The organism is Micromonospora parva (genome assembly GCF_000718515.1).
Classification (GTDB): domain Bacteria; phylum Actinomycetota; class Actinomycetes; order Mycobacteriales; family Micromonosporaceae; genus Micromonospora; species Micromonospora parva.
This window is the reverse complement of sequence record NZ_JNZS01000007.1, coordinates 107,292-131,283: the sequence shown is the minus strand read 5'-3', so window position 1 is coordinate 131,283 and position 23,992 is coordinate 107,292. Positions and strand designations below refer to the sequence as shown.

20 protein-coding genes are annotated in these 23,992 nt (G+C 68.9%); 13 read left to right on the top strand and 7 right to left on the bottom strand.

Features of this window, described 5'->3' with window-relative positions; translation table 11 throughout:
- Positions 1-23 precede the first annotated feature (23 nt).
- The 8 genes from IF22_RS0110110 to IF22_RS0110075 all read left to right on the top strand — a co-directional run bounded on the left by IF22_RS0110110 (position 24) and on the right by IF22_RS0110075 (position 12,240).
- Positions 24-2,396 carry a glycoside hydrolase family 3 N-terminal domain-containing protein gene (locus tag IF22_RS0110110; protein ID WP_209444525.1) on the top strand — a complete coding sequence of 791 codons (2,373 nt, stop codon included), beginning with the start codon at positions 24-26 and terminating at the stop codon, positions 2,394-2,396.
- Between the two features lie 234 nt (positions 2,397-2,630).
- Positions 2,631-3,626, top strand: coding sequence for a LacI family DNA-binding transcriptional regulator (locus IF22_RS0110105; RefSeq protein WP_245233586.1), 996 nt, complete (start codon positions 2,631-2,633; stop codon positions 3,624-3,626).
- A 213-nt stretch (positions 3,627-3,839) separates the two neighbouring features.
- The gene (locus IF22_RS0110100; protein ID WP_245233585.1) at positions 3,840-5,981 is read left to right on the top strand and encodes an alpha/beta hydrolase; all 2,142 of its coding nucleotides are present in this window, start codon (positions 3,840-3,842) and stop codon (positions 5,979-5,981) included.
- Between the two features lie 102 nt (positions 5,982-6,083).
- A complete protein-coding gene (locus IF22_RS0110095; protein ID WP_030330595.1) occupies positions 6,084-7,424 on the top strand; it encodes an ABC transporter substrate-binding protein in 1,341 nt (446 codons plus the stop codon).
- Positions 7,425-7,587: 163 nt separating this feature from the next.
- Positions 7,588-8,442: a carbohydrate ABC transporter permease gene (locus IF22_RS0110090; protein ID WP_245233584.1), complete on the top strand. Its 855-nt coding sequence runs from the start codon at positions 7,588-7,590 to the stop codon at positions 8,440-8,442.
- Positions 8,442-9,326, top strand: coding sequence for a carbohydrate ABC transporter permease (locus IF22_RS0110085; RefSeq protein ID WP_030330592.1), 885 nt, complete (start codon positions 8,442-8,444; stop codon positions 9,324-9,326). Before IF22_RS0110090 ends, IF22_RS0110085 begins: the two co-directional genes overlap by 1 nt.
- Before the next feature lie 81 nt (positions 9,327-9,407).
- Complete coding sequence (locus IF22_RS0110080) at positions 9,408-11,135, top strand: IlvD/Edd family dehydratase (protein WP_030330589.1); 1,728 nt, start codon at positions 9,408-9,410, stop codon at positions 11,133-11,135.
- A 112-nt stretch (positions 11,136-11,247) separates the two neighbouring features.
- Positions 11,248-12,240, top strand: a complete 993-nt coding sequence (locus tag IF22_RS0110075; RefSeq protein WP_030330588.1) for a LacI family DNA-binding transcriptional regulator — start codon at positions 11,248-11,250, stop codon at positions 12,238-12,240.
- Between the two features lie 75 nt (positions 12,241-12,315).
- On the opposite strand, the gene IF22_RS0110070 is transcribed toward IF22_RS0110075, so the two are convergent.
- Together IF22_RS0110070 and IF22_RS0110065 are read right to left on the bottom strand one after the other, a co-directional pair.
- On the bottom strand, positions 12,316-14,019 hold the full coding sequence (locus IF22_RS0110070) for a cellulose binding domain-containing protein (RefSeq protein WP_030330586.1): 1,704 nt from the start codon (positions 14,017-14,019) through the stop codon (positions 12,316-12,318).
- A 174-nt stretch (positions 14,020-14,193) separates the two neighbouring features.
- On the bottom strand, positions 14,194-15,129 hold the full coding sequence (locus IF22_RS0110065) for a hypothetical protein (protein ID WP_156057428.1): 936 nt from the start codon (positions 15,127-15,129) through the stop codon (positions 14,194-14,196).
- Between the two features lie 270 nt (positions 15,130-15,399).
- Between IF22_RS0110065 and IF22_RS0110060 the strand changes: the two genes are divergently transcribed.
- Positions 15,400-16,227 carry an SAM-dependent methyltransferase gene (locus IF22_RS0110060; RefSeq protein ID WP_030330583.1) on the top strand — a complete coding sequence of 276 codons (828 nt, stop codon included), beginning with the start codon at positions 15,400-15,402 and terminating at the stop codon, positions 16,225-16,227.
- A 6-nt stretch (positions 16,228-16,233) separates the two neighbouring features.
- Here IF22_RS0110060 and IF22_RS0110055 read toward each other — a convergent pair whose 3' ends face one another.
- A complete protein-coding gene (locus IF22_RS0110055; protein WP_030330581.1) occupies positions 16,234-16,944 on the bottom strand; it encodes a DNA alkylation repair protein in 711 nt (236 codons plus the stop codon).
- 264 nt (positions 16,945-17,208) lie between these two features.
- Here IF22_RS0110055 and IF22_RS0110050 point away from each other — a divergent pair, with 264 nt between their 5' ends.
- Complete coding sequence (locus IF22_RS0110050; RefSeq protein ID WP_030330579.1) at positions 17,209-17,412, top strand: hypothetical protein; 204 nt, start codon at positions 17,209-17,211, stop codon at positions 17,410-17,412.
- A gap of 114 nt (positions 17,413-17,526) precedes the next feature.
- Here the strand turns inward: IF22_RS0110050 and IF22_RS0110045 are convergent, their stop codons facing one another.
- Positions 17,527-18,504, bottom strand: coding sequence for an FG-GAP repeat domain-containing protein (locus IF22_RS0110045; RefSeq protein WP_030330577.1), 978 nt, complete (start codon positions 18,502-18,504; stop codon positions 17,527-17,529).
- Positions 18,505-18,749: 245 nt separating this feature from the next.
- Between IF22_RS0110045 and IF22_RS0110040 the strand changes: the two genes are divergently transcribed.
- Positions 18,750-19,877 (top strand): glycoside hydrolase family 183 protein, encoded by a 1,128-nt coding sequence (locus tag IF22_RS0110040; protein WP_030330575.1) that lies wholly within the window; start codon positions 18,750-18,752, stop codon positions 19,875-19,877.
- A gap of 233 nt (positions 19,878-20,110) precedes the next feature.
- Positions 20,111-20,824: a GAF and ANTAR domain-containing protein gene (locus IF22_RS0110035; RefSeq protein ID WP_030330574.1), complete on the top strand. Its 714-nt coding sequence runs from the start codon at positions 20,111-20,113 to the stop codon at positions 20,822-20,824.
- A 61-nt stretch (positions 20,825-20,885) separates the two neighbouring features.
- On the opposite strand, the gene IF22_RS0110030 is transcribed toward IF22_RS0110035, so the two are convergent.
- The 3 genes from IF22_RS0110030 to IF22_RS33670 are packed head-to-tail and all read right to left on the bottom strand — an operon-like array spanning position 20,886 to position 23,279.
- Positions 20,886-21,467: a hemerythrin domain-containing protein gene (locus IF22_RS0110030; protein ID WP_030330573.1), complete on the bottom strand. Its 582-nt coding sequence runs from the start codon at positions 21,465-21,467 to the stop codon at positions 20,886-20,888.
- Positions 21,460-22,674, bottom strand: coding sequence for a hypothetical protein (locus tag IF22_RS0110025; protein WP_030330572.1), 1,215 nt, complete (start codon positions 22,672-22,674; stop codon positions 21,460-21,462). The genes IF22_RS0110030 and IF22_RS0110025 overlap by 8 nt, the downstream gene beginning before the upstream one ends.
- 35 nt (positions 22,675-22,709) lie before the next feature.
- On the bottom strand, positions 22,710-23,279 hold the full coding sequence (locus IF22_RS33670; protein WP_081883774.1) for an STAS domain-containing protein: 570 nt from the start codon (positions 23,277-23,279) through the stop codon (positions 22,710-22,712).
- 119 nt (positions 23,280-23,398) lie between these two features.
- Here IF22_RS33670 and IF22_RS0110015 point away from each other — a divergent pair, with 119 nt between their 5' ends.
- Positions 23,399-23,926: a hypothetical protein gene (locus IF22_RS0110015; protein ID WP_030330569.1), complete on the top strand. Its 528-nt coding sequence runs from the start codon at positions 23,399-23,401 to the stop codon at positions 23,924-23,926.
- Positions 23,927-23,992: the final 66 nt, after the last annotated feature.

Genomic DNA, 23,992 nt, shown 5'->3' with positions numbered 1-23,992 from the left:
GTCGCGGTGATTGGGGTGACCGGGTGACCAGTGTTGAGCCGGCGATCGAGGCGACCTACGCCGACGCGAACGCGCCCGTCGACGAACGGGTGGCGGATCTGTTGGCCCGGATGACCCGCGAGGAGAAACTCGCGCAACTGGGCAGCACGTGGGCGTTCACCCTGTTGGAGAGCGGGCGGTTCGCACCGCAGCGGGCCCGGTCGGTGCTGGCGCACGGCCTGGGGCACGTGACCCGCGTCGCGGGTGCGACCAGCCTGAAGGCGGCGGAGGTGGCCCGGGCCGCCAACGCCATCCAGCGGTTCCTGGTGACCGAGACCCGGCTGGGGATCCCGGCGATCGTGCACGAGGAGGTCTGCTCGGGGGTGATGGCCCGCGAGGCGACCATCTTTCCGCAGGCGATCGGCGTCGCGAGCACCTGGGAGCCCGAGCTCAACCGGCAGATGGCCGACGCCGTCCGCGCCCAGATGCGCGCCATGGGCAGCCACCAGGGCCTCTCGCCGGTGCTGGACGTGGCGCGCGACCCACGGTGGGGCCGGACGGAAGAGACCTACGGCGAGGACCCGTACCTGGTGTCCCGGATGGGAGTGGCGTTCGTCCGGGGCCTGCAGGGCGCCGACCTGACCGACGGTGTGCTCGCCACCGCCAAGCACTTCGTCGGGTACGGGGCGTCCGAGGGTGGGTTGAACTGGGCGCCGGCGCACCTGCCGCCGCGGCTGCTGCGCGAGGTGTACCTGTACCCGTTCGAGGCGGCGGTCCGCGAGGGCGGCCTCCAGTCGGTGATGGCCGGCTACCACGAGCTCGACGGCGTCCCCTGCCACGCCAACCAGGAACTCCTCGCCGACGTGCTCCGTGGCCAGTGGGGCTTCACGGGCAGCGTGGTCTCCGACTACTTCGCCGTCAACGACCTGCACACGTACCACCACTTCGCCCCGGACAAGCAGCAGGCCGCGGCGGTGGGTCTCGGCGCGGGCGTGGACGTCGAACTGCCGGCGACGGACGCGTACGCGGACGCCCTCAGTCGCGCCCTGGACGCCGGCGAGGTCAGCGAGGCTCACCTCGACGAGGCGGTCTCGCGGGTCCTTCGGCACAAGGTCGAACTCGGGCTCTTCGAGAACCCGTACGTCGACGAGGACGCGGCCACGACGACGGTGAACGCCGAACGGCACCGGGACGTGGCGCTGGAGATCGCCCGCCGCAGCCTCGTCCTGCTCAAGAACGACGGCGTCCTGCCGCTGCTCGCCGAGGCCGGAACCGTCGCGCTCATCGGCCCGAACGCGGACAACGCCCGGCACCTGCTCGGTGACTACTCGTTCGTGGCCCACATCGAGGCGTTGATCGCCGCGCGCAAGCGGCGCGGGCTGCTCGGCGAGATGATGACGATCCCGGACGACCTGGAGATCGACGAGAGCATCGGCGGGGTGCCGACGGTGCGCGACGAACTCGCGGCGCGGTTCGGCGAGCGGCTGCGCTTCGCCCCGGGCTGCGACGTGCTCGATCCGTCGACGGAGGGGTTCGCCGAGGCGGTCGCGGTGGCCGCGGCAGCCGACGTCGCGGTGCTGGTCCTGGGGGACCGCTCGGGGGTGACGCTCGGGACCACCACGGGGGAGTCGCGCGACCGCTCCAGTCTGGACCTGCCGGGCGTGCAGGAAGAGCTGGTCCGGGCCGTCGTCGCCACCGGCACGCCAGTCGTGGCGGTGCTCGTCGCGGGTCGACCCGTCGGCACTGACGTCCTGCACGAGGAGTGCGCCGCGGTGCTGATGGCCTGGCTGCCGGGGGAGACCGGGGCGCGGGCGATCGCCGAGGTGCTCCTCGGCGAGGTGAACCCGAGCGGGAAGCTGCCCATCTCGTACCCCCGTAGTGTGGGCCAGATCCCCGTCTTCTACGGCCACAAGGTCTCCGGCGGACGGTCGCACTGGCACGGCGACTACGTGGATTCGCCGGTCGCCCCGCGCTACGTCTTCGGCCACGGCCTCGGGTACACCTCGTTCGCGATCGACGACGCCGTGGTGGAGAGCGCGCAGGTCCGCGCCGGGGACAGCGTCGAGGTCGAGGTCACGGTCACCAACACCGGGCAGCGGGCTGGGGAGCAGGTCGTGCAGCTCTACGTCCGGGACCCGCAGGCGACGATCACCCGGCCGGTGCTGGAGCTGAAGGCCTTCGCCCGTGTCGCGCTGCCTGCCGGTGGGCGGGTGGCGGTGCGGTTCGCGCTGCCCACCGGCCAGCTCGGTTTCTACGACCGGCGCATGGCCTACGCGGTGGAGGCCGGGCAGATCGAGGTGTACGTCGGTTTCTCGGCTGCCGACCACACTCACGCCGGCACCTTTGTCATCACCACGGACCCGGGCCAGCCGACGCCGAAGGTCTTTACCGGGACGGCAGAAGTTCGGCAGCTGTGATCGCTCACCCGGTCCCGGGAATGGTTCTTGACGCAGCGTGCCGTCCCGTTGTCAACGAGTAGAAGCAGCGCGGAAAACGGGGCTTAGTGGCCTCTTCTGCACTGTCGACTATGGGCGAAGAGGTCTTGTGTTCGTAATCGTTCTCCGTTACGTTGGCAACATCCTGGAAACGTAACCGATAACGATTGCAGTCCAGAGAGAGCGGGCATGATTGAAGCCAATACGCCGGTAACAATGAGTGATGTCGCCCGAGTCGCCGGCGTTTCCACCGCCACCGTCTCGCGCGTCGTCAACGGGCATTACGGCGTCAGCGCTCGCACCGTCGCTCAGGTCCGCTCCGCCATCGACCAACTCGGCTACGAGTCGAGTCTGGTGGCCACCAGCCTTCGGCGCAGCCGCACCAACGTTCTGGGTCTCGTCGCGCACAGCTTCCAGTCGTACACGGCAGAGGTGCTCAAGGGCGTCATGAAGGCGCTGAGCCGCTCCGGCTTCGATCTGATCATCTACGCCAACAGCGACCTCTACGGCTCCTACTCGGAGGGCTGGGAGCAGCGGCACCTCACCCGGCTGTCCGGCACCCTCACCGACGGGTGCATCGTCGTCACGCCCTGGGGTGAGGTCCGCAGCCGCACGCCGGTCGTTGCCATCGACCCGGTGCGGGGCTCGACGGCGCCGTCGGTGATGGCCGACAACCTTGCGGGCGCCACCACAGCTGTCGAGCACCTGCTCGGGCTGGGCCACCGGCGCATCGGGTTCATCGCCGGGCGCGACAGTCTGGCCTCGGCCTGGTCGCGGGAGGAGGGATACCGGGCCGCGCTGACCGCCGCCGGCGTGCCGGTCGATCCGTCGCTGATCGGTCGAGGGGATTTCAACCCGGAGTCGGCGACCCCCCTGGCGCGGGTTCTGCTGCAACGACCGGACCCGCCATCGGCGATCTTCGCGGCGAGCGACGGGATGGCCCTCAAGGTCCTCGAGGTCGCCCGCGAGTTGGGGTTCTCCGTTCCGGGGGACCTGTCCGTCGTCGGGTTCGACAACATTCCCGAGTCGGCGTTGACCGAGCCGGGTCTGACCACTGTGGACCAGTCGATGTACCAGCTCGGGTACGAAGCCGCCCGGATGCTGAAGTCACTGGTGACCGGCGAGTGGGACGAGCCACGCCAGATCGTGCTCCCGACCAACCTCGTCGTGCGCAGCTCGACCGCACCACCGACGAGCGCGGCACGACCATGACATCCGCCCATGGGCGCGCACGCCTGATCGCTCCCGACAGAGCGATCAGGTCGGCTGTGCCCGTGGCAGCAGCCTGAAGGAGGTGCACGCAGCACACACGGCCAGATCCACCGTTGAGTTGAGCCGGTCAGTCGGGTCGCATCCGCTGCCGGCACATGAAAGGAGTGGAGCGTGACTACCGAACAGTATCATGGGCGCTTACGCCGTCCGGGCGTGCGTCGACGGCTCTCGGCGGCGTTCACCGCCGGAGTCATCGCCACCGCGGCGGTTCTCCTCGCGCCGCAGCCAGCAGCGGCGGACACGCCCTGGCTGGACGTCTCCGAGGACCGCTACGCCTCGTTCACCGTCCCGGCGGCGTACGTCCAGGAGAAGCTGGGCACCGTCTCGCAGGTCGTCGTCGAGGGAAACTTCGGGCCGTCCGCCAGCTGGGCGGAGTTCGGTCTGACCCGCCGGGGTGACGTCTGGTCGGGCGTCCTCGGCGCGCTGGAGCCGGGGCTGTACAACTACCAGCTCACCGCCGACGACACGTTGACCATCAAGGACCCGACGAACAGCGCCGGTGTCGCGTCCGACCCGCTGCTGAGCACCTTCCTCGTCGCTGGTGACTCGGCGCGGTGGCTCGTCGACGCGCCGGCTGGCAGCGGCGGAAAGATCGAGACGCTGACCTACCGCACCGGGAACGCGCAGCGCTCCGCGGTGGTCTGGACACCACCGGGTTACGCGGCCAAGGGTCCGAAGGGTTACCCGGCTCTTTTCCTGCAGTCGGGTGACGGTGTCGCCGCCACCGACTGGCTCGATCTCGGTCGGTCCAAGCAGATCCTCGACAACCTCTCGGCCTCGGGCGCGATGAGCCCGATGGTCGTGGTGATGAACAACGCCGACGTTTCGGACCACAAGGAGTTGAAGGACCTCCGCAAGGCGGTCACCGACACCTACCGGGTCCTTCGCGACCCGGCGCACCAGGCGATCGCGGGTGTGTCCGACGGCGGCACGCAGGCGTTGCGGGCCGCCCTCACCAAGCCGGGCCAGTTCGGTCACGTCGGCTGGTTCTCGGGCAGGTCGGCTCCGGAGATCGACCGGAAGGACGCCAGGGCGATCAACCGCGGCACCAGGTTGCTGCGCCTGTACACGGGCAACGTCACCGATCCCGCGTACAACGCCACCTACCGCCTGACGAAGGCGCTGGACCGCGCCGACGTCCGGTTCGAGTTCGACGGGGTCAACCCGGACGGCGGCGCGAACTGGACCACCTGGCAGGAGAACCTCGTCGACTTCCTGCCGCGACTGTTCCGCGACGTGCGCGACCACGGGCCGAGCCCCGGTCACCAGCCGCTCAAGCGGGAGTTCACGCCACCTCCGGCCGGCACCACCCCGACGCCCTTCGTCACCGAGGACGGGTTCGTCACCTTCGAGACGACCACCGAGTTCACCGCCGCCCAGCACGTCACGGTCTGGGCGAACGTCGCGCCGGGCGGCAGCTGGCTGCGACTGCCGCTGCACCGCGACGGTGACCGGTGGCGGGCGACAGTCGGCCCACTGAAGCCCTGGTTCTACTACTACCGGCTGATCGTGGACCGGGTCGCGGTCAAGGACACCTCCAACCCGACGAAGGTGACCACCGAACCGATGTGGAGCACCTTCTTCATCCCCGGGCCCGGCGCTCGACTGCTGTCGGACGTGCCCGCCGGTCAGGGCGGAACTGTCGAGAGCATGACCTACTCCAGCACCGTGGCCGGTCAGGACCGCACCGCGCTGGTGTGGACCCCACCCGGGTACGACCCCGGCCGGGAGCAGCCGTACCCCGTCCTCTACCTGCAGCACGGTGGCGGCCAGAACTACACCGACTGGGTCGAGATGGGCCGGGCCAAGCAGATCCTCGACCACCAGTTCCTCGACGGTGATCTCACGCCGATGGTGGTCGTGATGGGCAACGGCAACTCGTCGAACTTCAACAGGGAGTTGCGGGAGAACATCGTTCCGACGGCCCGTGCCCGCTACCACATCTCCAGCGACCCGTCCCAGCAGGCCCTCGCCGGCCTGTCGATGGGCGGCGGGCAGGCGTTCGGGGTGCTGAAGGCCTATCCGGGCGAGTTCGCCTACGTGGCGGCCTTCTCGGCCGGGTTCGGCAGCAGCACCGGCGTCGACGCGGCGGCGATCAACAACGGCACCAAGATGCTGCGCCTGTACGTCGGTGACCAGACCGACTTCGTCTACCCGAGCTTCATGGCCTCGCTGACCACGATGGACAACCTCGGTATCCGCTACGAGTTCGACGGGGTCACCCCCGGGCCGCACGGCTGGGACGTGTGGCAGAAGAACCTCATCGACCTGGCGCCGCGTCTGTTCAAGCGCTAGGAGCCGTTCCAGGCGACGCCACCGGGAGCAGGTTTCCTGCCCCGGTGGCGCCCGCCACGGCACGGCCGCCCCCCGCACCGCCACCCGAAGGGAACCACCTCAATGAAGAGAAGACGGATACTCGCCACGGTTGCCATGCTCGCGGTCGGGACCGGCCTCGCGGCCTGCTCCTCCGACGAGGGCGGCAGCGACGCGAGCAATTGCACCAACACCATCACCAAGAAGGACCTGCCGGTCGTGACGATGTGGGGTTGGTACCCCAACACCCAACTCGTCGTCGACAACTTCAACAAGCTGAACAACGAGGTGCAGGTCTGCTGGACCAACGTCGGGCAGGGCGGGGACGAGTACGACAAGTTCCAGACGGCCATCTCGGCGGGCACCGGGGCGCCCGACGTGATCATGGTCGAGGCGGACCGCATCCCGACCTTCCAGATCCAGGGCGCGCTCGTCGACATCAAGAAGTACGGCTACGACGCGGTCAAGGCCAACTACAGCGAGGGTGCCTGGAAGGACGTGTCGGTCGGTGACGCGGTCTACGGCGTCCCGGTCGACGGCGGCCCGATGGGCATGATCTACCGCAAGGACATCTTCGACAAGTACAAGATCACGCCGCCGAAGACCTGGGCCGAGTACGAGCAGGCCGCGCAGAAGGTCAAGGACGCCGGTGGTCCGCTCTTCGGGGACTTCGGCGCCAACGTGCCGGCGGTCCTGATGGCGCTCCAGATCCAGAAGGGCGCCACGCCCTTCACCTTCGATCCGGCGCAGCCGAAGGCGATCGGTGTGAAGCTCAACGACCAGGCGTCCAAGGACGTGCTGGACTACTGGGGTGGCCTGGCCAAGAAGGGCCTGGTCGGCACGCAGAACCAGTTCACCCCGGAGTACATCACCGGCGTGATCAACGGCAACTACGCGACGTACATCTCGGCGGCGTGGGCACCCGGCTATCTCACCGGCGCGGGCGTCGGCAAGGGCCAGGACACCGGCAAGTTCGCGGTGGCGCCGCTGCCGCAGTGGGACCCGGCCAACCCGGTGCAGGTGAACTGGGGCGGGTCGGCGTTCTCGGTGACCAAGCAGGCGAAGAAGCCGGAGCTGGCCGCGAAGGTCGCCTACGGGCTCTACGCCGACAAGGAGTCGCTCACCGACGGCTGGACCAACCAGATCATCTTCCCGCTGAACCTCACGGCGCTCAAGGATCCCGCCTTCGTCGACCTGAAGGTGGCGTTCTTCGGCGGCCAGCAGGCGAACAAGGAGGTCTACGTCCCGGCCGCCGACGCCTACCAGGGCGTCCAGTACGCCCCCTTCGGCCAGTACTACCTCGACGCGATGGAAAAGCAGGTCAGCGAGGTCATCAAGGGGTCCATCACCGGATCGCAGGCAGCCGACCGGCTCCAGGAGGACGTGGCGAAGTACGCCAAGGAACAAGGCTTCACCGTTCAGTGACCAGCTGGGTGGGCCGCGCCGGCACTGGGCGGCCGGCCCACCCTCCCCCCTCAGCGTCCACGTCCCGGAGACCGCAATGACATCCCTGACCGAGAAGCGCGCAGCGCGTACACAGCCTGAGACGCGCACGATCCGTGGCAAGGTACACCTTCGCGAGCACCTGATGGGATGGCTCTTCGTCGGGCCGTTCGGGGTCGTGTTCCTGGCGTTCCTCATCGCGCCGCTGGCGTACGCGCTGTATCTCAGCCTCTTTCAGAAGAAGCTGATCGGCGGCACCAGCTTCGTCCTCTTCGACAACTACGTGAAGGCGTTCACCGACCCGAGCTTCCTGTCCGGGGCGTGGTTCGTCATCCGCTTCTCGCTCGTCTCGATCCCGGTGCAGATCATCATCGCGCTCGCGATGGCGCTCATCCTGGACTCGGTGACCACTCTGTTCGCCCGCTTCTCCCGCCTCATGATCTTTCTTCCGTACGCCATCCCGACGGTCATTGGCGCGGTGATGTGGGGCTTCCTCTACAGCCGGGGCTTCGGCCCGCTCACCGACATCTTCGGGCTCTTCGGCGCCACCGCTCCCGACTTCCTCGGCAGCGACCTGATCTTCTACGGGCTGCTCAACGTCGTCACCTGGCAGTGGGCCGGCTACTACATGATCATCCTGTACGCGGCCCTGCAGGGCGTCGATCCGACGCTCTACGAGGCGGCCCGGATGGACGGCGCCGGGCGGTGGCAGATCGCGACACGGATCAAGATCCCGCTGATCGCGCCAGCGCTGATCCTGATCCTGGTCTTCTCGCTCATCGGCACCCTGCAGTTCTTCAACGAACCACAGATCCTGCGTTACCTCGCCGCGGGCACGATCGGCTCGGACTTCACCCCGAACATGTACGCGTACCAGCAGGCGTTCTCGCTCGCCAACTTCAACTACGGGTCCGCGATCTCCTTCGCCCTCGGCGGGATCGTGTTCATCTGCGTGTACGCCTTCCTGTTCTTCACCCGCAAGCGGAGGAGCTTCCTCTGATGACCGACCACAGCAGCCTCCGCGCCGGCGCCCGCCGACCGCAGCGCTACCTCCCGATGCAGATCCTGCTCGGCTTCCTGGTGATCTACTTCCTCGTACCGTTCTGGTGGGTCATCGTCAACAGCTCCAAGGACGCGCCCGGCCTGTTCGGCGGCGGCAACACCCTCTGGTTCACCGACCAGATCGACTACCTCGGCAACCTCAGGCAGCTCTTCACCTACGACGGCGGCATCTACCTGCGGTGGATCCTCAACTCCACCCTGTACGCCATCGCCGGCGGAGTCGGCGCCACGGTCCTCGCGGTCATGGCCGGCTACGGGTTCGCCAAGTACCGGTTCGCGGCCCGACGCTTCAGCTTCGCCGTCGTGCTCGGCGCGCTGATGGTGCCCGCCACCGCCCTGGTCATCCCGACCTTCATCATGTTCTCCCGGCTCGGCCTGACGAACACGGTCTGGGCGGTGATCCTCCCGTCGCTGCTCAACCCGTTCGGTGTCTACCTGATGCACGTGTACGCGCGCGACGCGGTGCCCGACGAGCTCCTGGACGCGGCGCGGGTCGACGGTGCGGGGGAGCTGCGGACGTTCTTCCAGATCGCCCTTCCACTGATGCGTCCCGCGGTGGTCACCGTGCTGCTGCTGTCGGCGGTGGCGTCCTGGAACAACTACTTCCTGCCCCTGGCCATGCTCTCCGACAACCGGCTCTTCCCGGTCACCGTGGGCCTCGGCCTCTGGCAGGGAATCGCGTCGGCGAACAACGCGGGAACCACCTCGCTGTGGAGCCTCATCATCCTGGGCTCCCTGGTGTCGGTGATCCCACTGATCATCGCGTTCTTCAGCCTCCAACGACACTGGCGCGGCGGCCTGTCCGTCGGAGGCCTCCGGTAGGCCACGCCACCAGCCAACGCACCACACGCGCATGGATCGCCGCACTGGACGCGGCCGGACGGATGACAGAGAGGTGTGCTGATGTCGACGACGAATCGACCGCTGCGCAGCGGGGAGTGGTTCGGTGCGGAGGGCCGCAACGGGTTCATCCACCGGTCCTGGATGCGCAATCAGGGTTTCGCGGACGACGTGTTCGACGGTCGCCCGGTGATCGGCATCGCCACCACCTGGTCGGAGCTGACGCCCTGCAACGCCCACCTGCGCGACCTGGCCGAATCGGTGAAGCGGGGGGTGTGGGAGAGCGGCGGCCTGCCGCTGGAGTTTCCGGCGATGAGCCTGGGCGAGCCGCTCATGCGACCCACGACCATGCTCTACCGCAACCTGCTGGCGATGGAGTTGGAGGAGTCGGTCCGCGCCAACCCGCTCGACGGGGTGGTCCTGCTCTCCGGCTGTGACAAGACCACCCCCGGTCTGCTGATGGGAGCGGCGAGCGTCGACCTGCCGACCCTGATGCTGACCGGCGGCCCGATGCTCAACGGCAAGTTCCGGGGTCAGGACATCGGCTCGGGCACCGTCGTGTGGCGCTTCACCGAGGAGATGCGGGCCGGCCGGATGACCGCTGCCGACTGCTCCGAGGCGGAGGTCGGCATGTCCCGCAGCCGGGGGCACTGCATGACCATGGGTACCGCCTCCACGATGGCCTGCGTGACCGAGGCGCTGGGCGTGCAACTGCCGGGGGCGGCCGCCGTGCCGGCGGTCGACTCGCGGCGGTACGCGCTCGCGCACGCCGCCGGACGCCGGATCGTCGCCATGGTCGAACAGGACCAACGGCTGTCCTCCGTGCTCACCAGGCAGGCATTCGAGAACGCGGTACGGGTCAACGCCGCGATCGGCGGCTCCACCAACGCGGTCGTCCACCTGCTCGCGATCGCCGGACGCCTCGGCGTCCCGCTGTCGTTGGCGGACTTCGACACGCTCACCGCCGACGTGCCGATGCTCGTCAACCTGATGCCGTCGGGGGCGTACCTGATGGAGGACTTCGCCTACGCGGGCGGCCTGCCGGTGGTGATGAAGGAGTTGGCCCCGCTGCTGCACATGGATCACGTCACCGTCAGCGGCAGGAGCGTGGCGGAGAACGTCGACGGCGCCCAGTGCTGGAACCGGGACGTCATCGGCACCCTGGAGGAGCCGTTCCAGCCCGCCGGCTCGGGCACCGTGGTGCTGCGCGGGTCGCTCGCGCCGTCCGGTGCGGTGTTGAAGGTCTCCGCCGCCTCCGCGAACCTCCTCACGCACACCGGCCCGGCGCTGGTCTTCGACCGGATCGAGGAGTACGTCGCCGCCGCCGACGACCCGGACCTCGACGTCACCCCCGACACGGTGATCGTCGTCCGCAACGCCGGCCCACGGGGTTACCCCGGCTTCCCGGAGGTGGGCAACGTGCCCATGCCACGACGACTGCTCGCCGACGGCATCACGGACATGGTGCGGATCTCCGACGCCCGGATGAGCGGCACCGGCTACGGCACCTGCATCCTGCACGTGGCACCGGAGGCGTCAGTGGGTGGCCCGCTCGCGCTGGTCCGTACCGGTGACCTGATCTCCGTCGATGTCCCGACGCGCCGGCTGGATCTCCTGGTCGACGACGGGGAACTGGCCCAGCGCCGCGCCGCCTGGCAGCCTCCGCAGCCGGTGGCCGACCGGGGTTGGGTACGGCTGTACAGCGAGCACGTCCTGCAGGCCGACAGCGGTGCCGACCTCGACTTTCTCGTCGGTGGCAGCGGCAGCGCGGTGCCCCGTCACTCACACTGACGACCACGGACGGACGAGGTCCACGAGGAACTGATCCCATGGAAGAACGGACGGCCCGCCAGTGCGAGTTCACGCAAAGGCCGCTGTGACAGGGGCCGACCGGCCACCGGTCATGGCCGACGTCGCTCGCCTGGCGGGCGTGTCACACCAGACGGTGTCCCGGGTCATCAACGGGGCACCCAGCATCAGGCGCGAGACGCGGGAACGGGTCCTCGAGGCCATCCGTCGGCTCGACTACCGCCCCAACACGGCCGCCCGTGCGTTGGTGCGCGGGCGGTCCGGGATGATCGGCATCATCGGCACGGCCCGGACGCTGTTCGGCCCGACGAGCATCCATCGCAGCGTCGAGGACGCCGCCCGCGCGGCCGGCTACTTCGCCACCTCGGTGAGCCTTTCCGAGGTGACGGTACGGGCGCTCAGCGACGCCACCGAACACCTCATGCGCGTCGGCGTGGAGGGCGTCGTGATGATCGCCGGCAACGACGAGGCTCTCGAGGTGGTGCGGATGACGCGCTCGAGTGTCCCCTTCGTCGTGGTGGAGGGCGACCTGTCCCGGGCCAGCGTGACGGTCGGTGTCGACCAGGTGCTCGGTGCCCGGATGGCCACCGAGCACCTCCTCGACCTCGGGCACCGGGAGATCGTGCACGTGAGTGGCCCGCTCAACTGGGCCGAGGCCCGCGCCCGCCTCACGGGTTGGCGTCAGGCGATGAGCGCGGCGGGCCTGCGCCCGCCGGAGCCGGTCGAGGGCGACTGGCGGGCGCACAGCGGCTACGTCGCCGGGCTGCGGATCGGTGCGATGCGCGCGACCACCGCGGTGTTCGCCGCCAACGACCAGATGGCCATCGGCGTGCTGCGAGCGTTGCACGAGCGCGGCCGGCGGGTGCCACACGACATCTCCGTCGTCGGATTCGACGACGTCCCCGAGGCGCCCTACCTCATCCCGCCGTTGACGACGGTCCAGCAGGATTTCGACGCTGTCGGTCGTCGGGCCATCACCGCTGTCACCCAGGCCATCGACGACACGGTGCCGCAGCGCCTGCCGCTGGTCGTCCCCAAGCTTGTGGTGCGGCAGAGCACGGCGCCGCCGGCCGGGGCCGGCGGCTGACCTGGGCTGGCTACGCGATCGGGCGGGAGCCCCGGCGGATGACCGGGGCTCCCGCGACGACGATGGTCCAGGTGCTCAGAGGGTGAACACCACTGTGGAGATGCTGCGCGCGCCGACGTTGATGGTGGCCTGACCGCCGTTGACGGTGGTCGGTTGGCTGGCCGCGTTGGCGTTCTGCGACGTGAGGTAGTGCTCGGCCCGGGTGACGTTCTGCGGTGCCTGGATCACCGCGTTGTTGACCGCGCTGTTCGAGCGGTTCAGGATCACCAGGGTGATCTTCCCGTCGCCCTGGTAGGCGGTCACCTCCAGCGGCGAGGCCTTCGTGCTCTTGGTCAGGGCGACCCGCTGGTAGCCGGGGCGCACGTACTTGGCGTACTGGGAGAAGGCGTACCCGCGCTTGAGGGGAGCGCCCGCGACGGTGCCGAACGCCGACTCGCCGTCACCGATGAAGGAGTAGTAGCGCTTGCCGTACCACCAGATGTAGGCGTTCCAGTTGGCCTCCATCGACTTGTGCACGGTGCGCATGATGTCGTCGAGCGTCTCGTTCCAGACCGCCGTGTTGGAGGGGTTGCCCCAGATGTTGGAGCCGCCCCCGTCGGCGGCGTGCAGGTTCCACTCGGTCATCCACACCGGCTTGTTGTGCTGCTCCGCCAGGGAGTACGGCCGCAGTCGGCCCGACTCCTCGGTGCCGTACAGGTGCCCGCCGATGTAGCCGACGTTGTTGCGGGCTGTCGCGTCGTTGAGGGTCGGGTCGGTGAAGGTGTAGTTCATGTTCACCGCTTCGGCGACCATCAGCCTGGTGTTCTGCACCCTCGCGCCCTGGTCGCGGACGAAGGTGCGTAGCTCGGTGCCGCTCCAGTCCATCGAGTCGTAGTCCGGGTGCCAGTCGGGCTCGTTCTGCACCGACGTGACGTCGACGGTCACGCCCTGGCCGCGCATGTACTGCACGTAGCTGTTCAGGTGGTTGGCGTAGTCGTCGTAGTAGTCGGTCTTCAGCTTGCCGCCGTTGACCCGACTGTTGTTCGTCTTCCACGCCGCCGGGGCGGTCCACGGCGAGGCGAGGATCTTCACGTTGGACCCGTACGACTTCGCCGTCTTCAACGAGTTCACGTGCGTGGCCCACTCGCTGGACACCGGTGACAGGCCGGTGCGCACGATGGACAACCCCAACTGGTTGGCGCCCATCCCGACCAGTGTCTGGGTGTCGGTTGTCGACCAGGCGCTGCCCCAGATGGACTGCGCGGCCCCGAAGCCGTCGACGGTCTGGTACCGGGTCGCGCTGTTCACCGTGATGTCGGCCGGCCCGTTCGGGGGTGGAGTGGTGGGCGGCGGGTCCGTCGGCGGGGGCGTGGTCGGCGTCGTGGCGCCGGTGCAGGCCACCCCGCTCACCGCGAAGGTGCTCGGATCGGGGTTGCTGCCGGTCCATGAGCCGTTGAAACCGAACGAGACCGTCCCGTTGGTCGGCAGGGCACCGTTGTAGTCGACATTCTTGGCAGTGACGGCGGCGCCGCTCTGGGTCACCGTCGCGTTCCACGCCTGCGTGACCGTCTGTCCGGCGTCGTAGCGCCAGGTCAGTGTCCAACTCGTCAGCGCGTCACCGAGATTGGTGATGGTGACGTTCGCGCCGAATCCGCCCTGCCACTGGGACGACACGCTGTAGTTCACCGAACAGCCGGCGGCCGCGGCACCCGCCGGCACCGCCACGGCGACCGCTGCCGACGCCAGCAGGACGGCGCCCGCCGACACCAGGGCGGTGTGTGTCACTCGTCTTCTTCTCATGAGTCTCCTCCGGAAACGGTGGTGGTATCCACGCCTCGGGAGGGCTCGTCTGCGGTGAGATTCAGCGATGGTCGGACGGTGGAGGGTTGGGAGCGCTCCCAGGTGCTGATCTCAGAAAGCTAATTCGTATAACGATTCCTGTCAATGCATCTGAGCCGGGGCCGGCGGGTGCCGTCACCGGCCGCAGGTCCTGCACTGCCCGCGTGTGCGCAGGTGGTAGTCGGTGGACGCGACGACCAGACCCAACCCCATGACGAGGTACGCCGAGATCGCCACCCACAGGAACGCGTCCGAGAACTCGCTGGGCGAGCCCGAGATCACCTGCGCCATCCCCATCCCGAAATAGGCCACGATGCCCGCGCCGAGCCCGAAGCCGGGCACCAGCAGCAGCGGTCGAGGAATCACGCGGCCCGCCACCAGCGGTACCCAACCGGGCCAGACCTCACCCCAGTGGTGCACCAGCGCCAGCGGCAGCAGCACTCCCGCCAGCACCAGCCCGATCTCCAGCCCGAGCAGTGAGGCGTCCTGGTCGACGCTGTCGAATCCCACCACGAACTGGGCCGCGAACCGGGTCACGAGACCACCCACCGCGGCGTACGCGGCCCAGCGCGCCCACCGCGCGGACGTCGAGCGCCGCGCACCCGGCCGGACGGTCCGGCAGCAGTCCGGGCAGTCGCCCCGGGTGCGCTGCTGGTAGCGCGCGGTGGACAGAGCGAGCAGGACCGCTCCGGTGACACAGCCGAGCCGGCTGGCGAACGCCGTCGGATCGAAGTACGGGCCGACGGTGAACAGCAGGAAGCCCACCAGCTCCGGCAGGAGGATCGCGGCCGCCGCGACGAGCGACCCGGCGACCGTCCAGGCGAGCCCCGCGAGCGCGGGCCGCCAGGTCGGCACCCACTCCAGGGCAACCGCCAGCCCGCCCGCCGCCGCGCACAACAGCACCGACCACCAGCCGGTGAAACCGAGCAGGTCCAGCCCCAGCCGTCCGAACTCCGGAGCCTCGCCGACCGTCCAGGCCAGACGTACGCCCCCGTATGCCACGGCCCAGCCGAGCACTGCGTACGTCAGACCGTGGACGCCCCGACCGCTGATTGGTGTCGATGCCGCCATGCACCTGATCCTTGCGGCGTCCGGTGGCGGGCGAACCCCGCTGGCAGGGGACAGCCCTCCCTCCCGGGAGGGACGGTGCTCAGATGGACGGTGCGCGCCGTCCGCTCAGCGTGAGCGGGTCGCGCCGCAGGGTCTGCTGTGGATCGACCGGTGTGGTGCGGATGCCCGACCTTCTATACCGTGGCACGGTCACGGGCGGTCACTTCCTCCACGTGGGCCGTCCCGGGGACATCGTCGCGTACGCATACATATGGGGGTTTCGTCGTGACCATGGAATCGTCGACGAGCGGCCGGCCCGAAGCCGGTGCGGCTGGCAGTCCGCAGAAGATCGACACGTCGGTGCCGCATTCGGCGCGGATCTGGAACTACTGGCTCGGTGGCAAGGACAATTTCGCTGTCGACCGCGAGGCCGGGGACCAGTACCGGCAGGTCTTCCCCGGCGTCGTCGACGTGGCCCGGGCCTCCCGCCAGTTCCTGGTCCGCTCGATCATGTTCCTCGCCGCCGATGCGGGCATCCGCCAGTTCCTTGACGTCGGCACCGGCCTGCCGACCGCCAACAACACCCACGAGGTGGCCCAACGGATCGCACCGGACGCGCGGATCGTCTACGTCGACAGCGACCCGCTGGTGCTGGTGCACGCCCGTGCTCTCCTGGTGGGCACCGCCGAGGGCCGGACCGCCTACATCGACGGCGACCTGCACGACCCGGCCGCGGTGATCGCCGAGGCCGGCAAGACGCTCGACTTCGCACAGCCGATCGGCCTCATCCTCAGTGGGGTGATGGGCCACGTGCCCGACTACGAGACGGCCCGGTCGATCACCCGGCAGCTGGTGGCGGCGCTGCCGAGCGGCAGCTACCTCTCTCTCAACGACGGCACGAGCCTGATCAGCGCCGAGATGCAGCAGGCGCAGGACGACTACAACGACAGCGGGGCGACTCCGTACACGCTGCGCTCGCCGGACCAGATCGCCGGCTTCTTCGACGGGCTGGAGCTGGTCGAGCCCGGCGTCGTGCCGTGCCCGCAGTGGCGACCCGACGACGCGGTCGACACGCCTGTCGACATCGACGCCTTCGGCGGGGTGGGCCGCAAGCGCTGACGCTGTCTAGACGGCGCCGGACAGGTACTCGCGACGACGCCGCGGTTCGAACTTCTCGATCGCGTACCGCAGCATGACCCGTGGCATCACCTGGTAGCGGCGGGCGAGGAACTCCTCCTCCGCCGCTCTGTCCCGGTTGCCCACCTCGCGCAGCATCCAGCCCACCGCCTTGCGGACGAGGTCGTGCGGGTCGTGCAGGAGCCGGTCCCCGAGTCGGAAGGTCCACTCGAAGTCACCGACCTTGATGAAGGCGAACGTCGCCATGATGGCGATGCGGCGGTCCCACACCAGGCTCGACCCGGCCAACCGGTCCAGAACGCTCCGGTCCCTGTCGATCAACCAGGGCCCGACGATGTACGGCGCTGACGAGTCCACCAGATCCCAGTTGTTGATGTGGCGGGTGTTGGCCAGAACGGTGTCGAAGATCTGGCCGCGTTCCCGCTCGTCGCCAGTGCTGAACTTGCGGACCAGGATGAAGAGCGCGGTCAGCCGCTCCTCGTGCACGTCACCGCTGAGCAGCCGTGTCGTCTCGGCCAGCGCGAGGTCGCGCCAGTAGCGCGCGGCGACCTTGCGCTGCTCCGGCACGGAGACCCCGATGGCCCGGTCACCCTCGCCGTACCCACCGGCGGCCATCTGCAGGAACCGGCTCGACGCCTCGGCTCGACGTGGGTCGGCGAGGCTGGCGAGTGCCCGGCGTACGTCGACGCTGGTGACCATGACCGTCAACGCTACCGGGGGTCACCCCGCGCGGCGTAGGCGTCGGAGCATTCCGTTGAGGTCCTGGACGAACAGGTCGTGGCGGAAGAAGTGCCCACCGGCACCTCGCGCCACTACGGCGTCCGGTTTGGGTCGTAGCACCAACTGATGAGGCCGTTCTCGTTCCCCGTGTCGATGGCACGGCCGACATTCGGGGCCAGAGTGAATGCAGCGTCGTCGCGCGGTCGGCGGGGGTCCTGGCACCAAGGTCGAAAGAGGTCATCCGTGAGTGGGGAAGAGCAGCAGAACGGCAAGTGGGCGCCCTGGTGGATCTATGTCCTCGTCATCCTTGGCAGCAACTACGTCAAGCAGTACCTCGTTCAGGACCTGCCCGTGGCGGTCAACGCCGTGATCACCCTCGTGCTCGTCGGCACGCTCTTCCTGATCATCACCGTGGTGTATCGCAGCATGAGACGCGTCGACCGGTAGCGACGTGGAAGCGGGCGCGGTGGGGGTTCTTGTCCTGGAGGTGACCACCGATCAGCCGGCGCTGGCTGATCGACGCGGACGGGGGAACGTCGAACATGTGCGGTCTCCCTGGGGTCAGAGGGTGGTCTCGTTGGGCAGGCCGAAGAAGTCGTGCCATCTGGTGGCGCCGAGAAAGCTGGTGCCGGTGGACAGGCCGACGTGGACGTCGTTGAAGCTGCCCTTGGTGAAGGCGACGATGTCGTCCTTGCCGTCGCCGTTGTAGTCACCCAGGTAGGGGAACTCCCCGGGCAGGCAGAAGAGGTCGTTCCACTTGACCGTGGTGCCGACGAACGAGGTGCCGGTGGAGACGGCGGCGTAGACGTCGGCATCGGCGTTGCAGGTGAACGTGACGATGTCGTCGCGACCGTCGCCGTTGATGTCCCCGGTGGTGGCGGTCTCGCCACCGAGGGAGAAGAAGTCGTTCCACTTCGCCGAGGTGCCGGTGTAGGAACTGCCGGTGGACGTGCCCACGTAGACGTCGGCGAGAGCGTTCTGGGTGAAGGCGACGATGTCGTTCCGGCCGTCGCCGGTGACGTCGGTGGCGGATCCGCCGGCGATGGCGTGGGTGCGGGCCGCCTCGTTGAGCTGGGCGCGGGCGGTGGTGGCCGCCTGGTCGTACCGGTCGGGGAAACCGGAGCGTTGGACGCACTGGGCGACCTGGCCGGCACTGTAACCGGGGTTGTCCCGGTCGCAGACGATGGCCCGGGTGACGTACTGGGTGCTGGCGTAGACCGGGTCCATGATCTGTTCCGGCGTGCCCCACCCGTAGTCCCAGCGTTGCTGGAACACCCCGAGCGACGACTTGTCGCCACACGGCAGGTTGTTCATGTGCGACTCGACCCAGCCCGCCTCGAACGCGGACAGCATCACCTTGTCGTTGGCGTTGTGGGCCCGGGCGACCCGATAGGCGACCACTGTCACCGCCGGGTCGCGGTTGGCGGGGATGGAGGGGCAGGCCAGGGTGCCGACCGGGTCCGCGTGCGCCAGCGTGGCCGGGACCGTCGTGCCAGCGACGCCGAGGGCCGTCAGCAGGGCCAGGAGAGTACGTCTCACGCTGCTCCTCGTCGGGTCGGGGATGGTCAGCTGGTGGCGTCACCAGACCGCCACTGACCGGGAACCGAATGCTGAGAGTTTCTTCAGGGCGATGATGACTGTCAATCTCCTATGAAGAATTCCTTCAATGCATCGTTCAGGGCGGGCAGGTATTGACAGTGGCGATTGTCGGCGGGTTTACTCGCCCGCAACCGCTGTCCATCCACACGGCACGGCCGTGACGAGTGTGACAGGAAGGGGCAGCCATGGGGGTACGTCGTCGCTCGGTGCTCGGCCACGCCGCCGCGATCGGGGCCGCCAGCGCGGTCGGTTCCGTCGGCGCGATCCTGGCCACCGCCGCTCCGGCCCAGGCGGCGGTCTGGAAGAAGCGGCTGACCGGCGCGGACCTGGACACCAACAGCCGCTGGCGGGTGGCCGGCACCGATCTGGGCATCCCGTACGTGTTGGAGAACGGGTCGATCGGCTACCTCTTCGGCGACACCTTCGACACGCCGTGGCCCGAGGGCCCGCCCCTGCCGAACGACTGGCGTTCGCCGGTCATGTTGCGCTCCGCCGTCCACCCCGGCGCGCCGGGCGGAATCGTCTTCGACAGCGCCGCACGCGTCGCCGGCAACGGACGGGCACCGGAGCTGATGCACAACGGCCACCACGGCATCGGCATCGACGGTCTTCCCGAGGTGACCGTCATCCCCAACGACGGCATCAGCTTTCCGGAGACCGGTCGGCAGCTCATCTCCTACCTGAGCATCGAGAACTGGAACTCCGCCGGCCCGGCCGGGCCGCACTGGAAGTCGCGCTACGCGGGGCTGGCCTACTCCGACAACGGCAACGACTTCATCCGTACGCCGCTGAAGTGGTGGAACAGCCCGGACAACAAGGACCCGTACCAGATGTGGACCATGCAACGCGACGGCGAGTACGTCTACGTCTTCTCGGTCCGGTCCGGGCGGCAGGACGGCCCGATGATGCTGCGACGCGTCCGGTGGGACCGGCTGTTCTACCCCGAGTCGTACGAGGGCTGGGGCTGGAACGGCACCAACTGGGGCTGGGGGAGACCCTGCACACCCATCCTCACCGGCCGCTTCGGCGAACCGTCGGTGCGCCGGCTGGCTGACGGGACCTGGGTGATGTCGTACCTGAACTGCCAGAACGGGTGCCTGGTCACCCGCACCGCCGCCGGACCCGACCGGGCCTGGTCGACGGAGAAGATTCAGGTGACGAGCTGGCAGGAGCCCGCGCTCTACGGTGGGTTCATCCATCCCTGGTCGAGCCGGAACGCCAACGACCTGCATCTGATGGTCTCGAAATGGACCCGCACCCCGGACGGCCGCAGCACCGCCTACCACGTCAGCCAGTTCACCGGCACTGTGTGACGGGCCGTTTACCGACCGCCGTCGAGGCTCAGGGATGGGCTGCTCCGGCCCCCTGAGCTGACCGGCGCAGCCGTGGGCCGCCCGGGACTGACCGGGGTGTGAGCGGGTGATTCAACGGGTAGCACCAAGATTGCTGAGGACCGCCCGGAGCGGAGCTGCGTTGGGCATCTGACGAGGTGCCGGCCATGCCGGAACCCCCGTTCCGACGGATGCCGACCGAGGAGGGCACTGCGATGACGCAGCCGACGATGGACCCCGCCGACGCGTTGGCCGAACTGGGCCGGGTCAGACTCGACGAGGTCAGCCTCGATGACGTGCTGCTTCGGATCGCCGAGCTCGCCAAAGGGAGCATTCCCGGGACGAGGGAGGTGACGGTCACCCTGGTACGGGGTCGGGTCCGTTGGACCGGGGCGTTCACCGGCGAGTTGGCCCGTCAGTTGGACGAGTGGCAGTACGAGCAGCACCGGGGCCCGTGCCTGGACGCCTCCGCCAGCGGTGACACCATCTCGGTGCCGGACATGGCCGCCGAGGAGCGCTGGCCGGCCTGGGCGGAGAGGGCTCGCGCCGCCGGCGTGCAGAGCTCCCTCTCGATCGGGCTTCCGATCCAGGGGTCGGTCGTCGGTGCGCTCAACGTCTACAGCGATTCGGTGGACGCGTTCGACCCATCCTCGATCGCCAGCGCCGAGGGCTTCGCCGCGTACGCGGCGGTGGCGCTGGCCAACGCCCACCTGTACGAGAACGCCGCCACGTTGGCGGCGCAGATGCAGGAGGCGATGCGGAATCGGGCGGTGATCGAGCAGGCCAAAGGGATCATCATGGGGGGACGGCGGTGCTCGGCGGAGGAGGCGTTCGCGCTGCTGTCCAAGATCTCCCAGGACACCAACCGGAAGGTGCGCGAGGTCGCGGAGGCGCTGGTCGCCCAGACAGTGGGTAACACCCGCGGGTGAGTATCGGCCGTTGCCGGCGGGCAGGGCCGCCCACACGGGGTGGGCGACCCTGTCATCCCGGTCAGCTCTCCGAAGGCTTGCGCACCGCGTCGCGTACCCGGTCGATGACCGCCAGCACCGGGCCGGCGGCCAGGTTGCCCTTCGCGGACTGGGCGCTGGGATGTGGCCGGGTCGGCGCGGACGCCTCCGCCGCCCGAACGGCCGTGGCGAGGCTGCGGAGCCGGTCGACCGGTACGTGCTGGCGAAGCTGGGGGAACTCGTAGCGCTCCTCGTGTCGGGCGTGCAGGAGCACCGCCTCGCGCAGCAGGACGATGCCGGTCTCGAAGCCGTCGGCGTCGACGCCACCCTCGATCAGGGTTGGCAGGGTCTCCTTCGCCTGCCGCTCCTCGTCGAGCCGGTCGTCGACCATCGCGTCACCGCCCCCGCCGGGCAGCGTCCGGGCGAGCGGGTGCACGACCTCCTCCTCGGCGGTCTCGTGCGCGGCGAGGAGCTTCACCAGGTCGTCGAAGGCGTCCCGCCGGGTGTCGCCGGTGCCGCCGATGACCAGCAGGAAGAGCTGCTCGATCTGGGCGTGCTGGGCGAGCAGCAGGTCGACCACGTCCTCCTCGGGGCCCGGCGTGGCCGGGGTGCCGGTCTCAGGCATGGCTGCCACCCTCGGAACGCAGCGCCTCGACCGGGTGCGGCCCCTCGGTCTCGATGCGGTACTCGTCGCCGAAGCGTTCCCGGTGCAGGTCGATGACCTGCTCGCTCGGCGGCTGCTGGCCGTCGTGCAGTTGCTGCTGCATCCACTCGAAACGCTCGTGGGCCTCGCGGACGTAGCCTTCGCCGAGCTTCGTCAGGTCCATCTGGGTGGCCAGCAGGTGACGCAGGTAGTCCTTGTTGGGCTCGAAGGTCAGCGGTTCGGGGAGGCCGGCGCTGCCGACGATCTCCTCGGGCTCCCGCCCGTCGTGGCGACGCAGCAGGTCGGCGGCCTGCTGCAGGTGGGCCAGCTCCATCTGCAGGTGCAGCTCCCAGATCGCCTTGATCCGTGGGTCACTCTCCTGTTGCAGGAAGGAGTAGTACAGCCAGCACTCGTTGTACTCGTGGGTGAGCAGCCGCTCCCACCAGTTCTCGCCCGGGTCCAACAGCGACTCGTAGTGGGTGACGTGCTCCTGCTCGATCAGGCTGATCTCCTGGTAGAGCTGGCGCGCGATCGGCTCCATGTACTGCGGGCCGACGTTCATGTAGTAGAACATCACCTGCTGCTCGGCCGAGAGGATCGTCAGCGCGTGCAGCTTCGAGCGCGGGTCGACCGAGTTGCGGTCGTAGGGGGTGCGGATCTCGTCGAACGGGTGCCGGTGCTCCAACACCGTCGGCCGGCCCGGCATGACCTCGGTGAGCCCGTCGACGATCTTCTCCGCCTTACGACGCTCGACCATCTCGTAGAGATTGGCGTAGCGGTACAGATGGTCGAAGTCCTCCAGCACACCGAACTCGTACGCCTGCTTCAGGTAGGGATCGGGCTCGTGGCGGGCCACCCAGGCGGTGAGGTCGACGGCGACCTGCTCGTAGCCGAGCGTCGTCTCCAGCACGCTGGCGACACCGGGCAGCAGCCAGTTCACCACCCGCTGCTGCTGGCTCTCCACGTACCGGACATAGGCAAGTTGCCGACGGACCTCCTGGTCCGGACAGTTGCGGGCGAACTGGTGCTGGAAGTTGATCGCCTCCACCTCGATGCCGTTCATGGTGATGATCCGGCACCGGGTGTACGGGTCGACCGCCTCCGGATCGATCGGCTCGACGTTCAACTCACGCCAGTTGCGGAGTTGGCTCTCGAGCGGAATTCCCTTGTGGTCCAGTGGATTGAACATGCGTCTCCTTGATCGGGGGAACTGTCGCCGCGCGTCTAGGGCTGGTCGGCGACGGACGGGCTGAGGGGCTGATGCGGCGGTGCGGCACGGCGGGGCGGCGGCGCGACGACGCCACTGATGCGAGCACCGGTCGGGGTCGACGTGTCATCACGTTCGAGATGCCGCAGCAATCGGGTCACGCCGAGGACACGGAGAACGAACGGCGAGGGATCGCGCAGCGTCAGCCGGCCCCCGGCCTGGGCGGCCAGTTGACCGGACCGGAGCAGCGCGCTGATGCCGTGGGCCCCGAGGAAGCGAACTGCCGACAGGTTCAGGGCGATCCGTGGTGTGGGGGCGCGGCACAGCTGCTCCACCAACTCGATGAGGAGGTGGGCGTTGCTCATGTCCATCTCGCCGACGACGCTGATCACACTGACCGGGCCGTCGTGGCTCATCGTCAGCGACAGGATCGGCTCGACCAGGACGGTGCCCTGATCATTCAGGACGTCAGGTGACACCGGCCGGGAAAGGGGGGTTTGGTCGATCACATGCTTTCTCCGCCCTCGACGAGGGTGGCCGACCTGTCGTGCGCGTGCACGAACAGGACTGACCACTGGAGGGCGCATGTCTTGACCCAACCGCCACCGTACCCGCCCCGAACGGCGGTAAACCAACTGGCCTCCAGCCGAGACGTCCGCCGACGACTCGCGGGTGTGGACGTCGGCCCGGCGGGTAGGGCTGACTCATGCTGAAGCGAGCGGTGTGGCAGGGACTGGTGGCGGGCCTGGCCGGAGCGCTGGTGATGACGGCCGCGGAGAAGCTCGAACAGCGGGTGACCGGCCGCCCCGACTCCTACGTGCCGGCCCAGGTGCTGGCCAGGCTCACCGGCCTGCCGGAAGGGCGCCAGCCCCGCTGGCAGAACCTGACCATGCACTACGGACAGGGCGTACTGGTCGGGGTGCTGCGCAGCGTCATGGCGCAGGCGGGGCTGCGCGGTGTCTGGGCCTCAACGATGTTCACCGCGCTGCGCCTGAGCAACGACCAGATCCTGGAGAACGCCACCGGCGTCGGGGCGCCGCCGCTGACCTGGCCCCGGCCCGAACTCGCCATCGACATCGTGCACAAGTCCATCTACGCGTTCGCCACCGGTGTGGTGGCCGACGCGCTCGCCGCTCGCGACGGGGCAGGCCCCGGGCAACGACACGCGGCGCTGCGCCCCGGTCGCCACGCGGACGTCGGTCCGCTGGATCGGGTGGCGGCACGTCGGGCCTAGCCGCGCCACGCAGGAGCCGCGCGCAGCCAGGAAGCTGCGAGTCGGGCCGTGGGGTGCTTAGCTGCA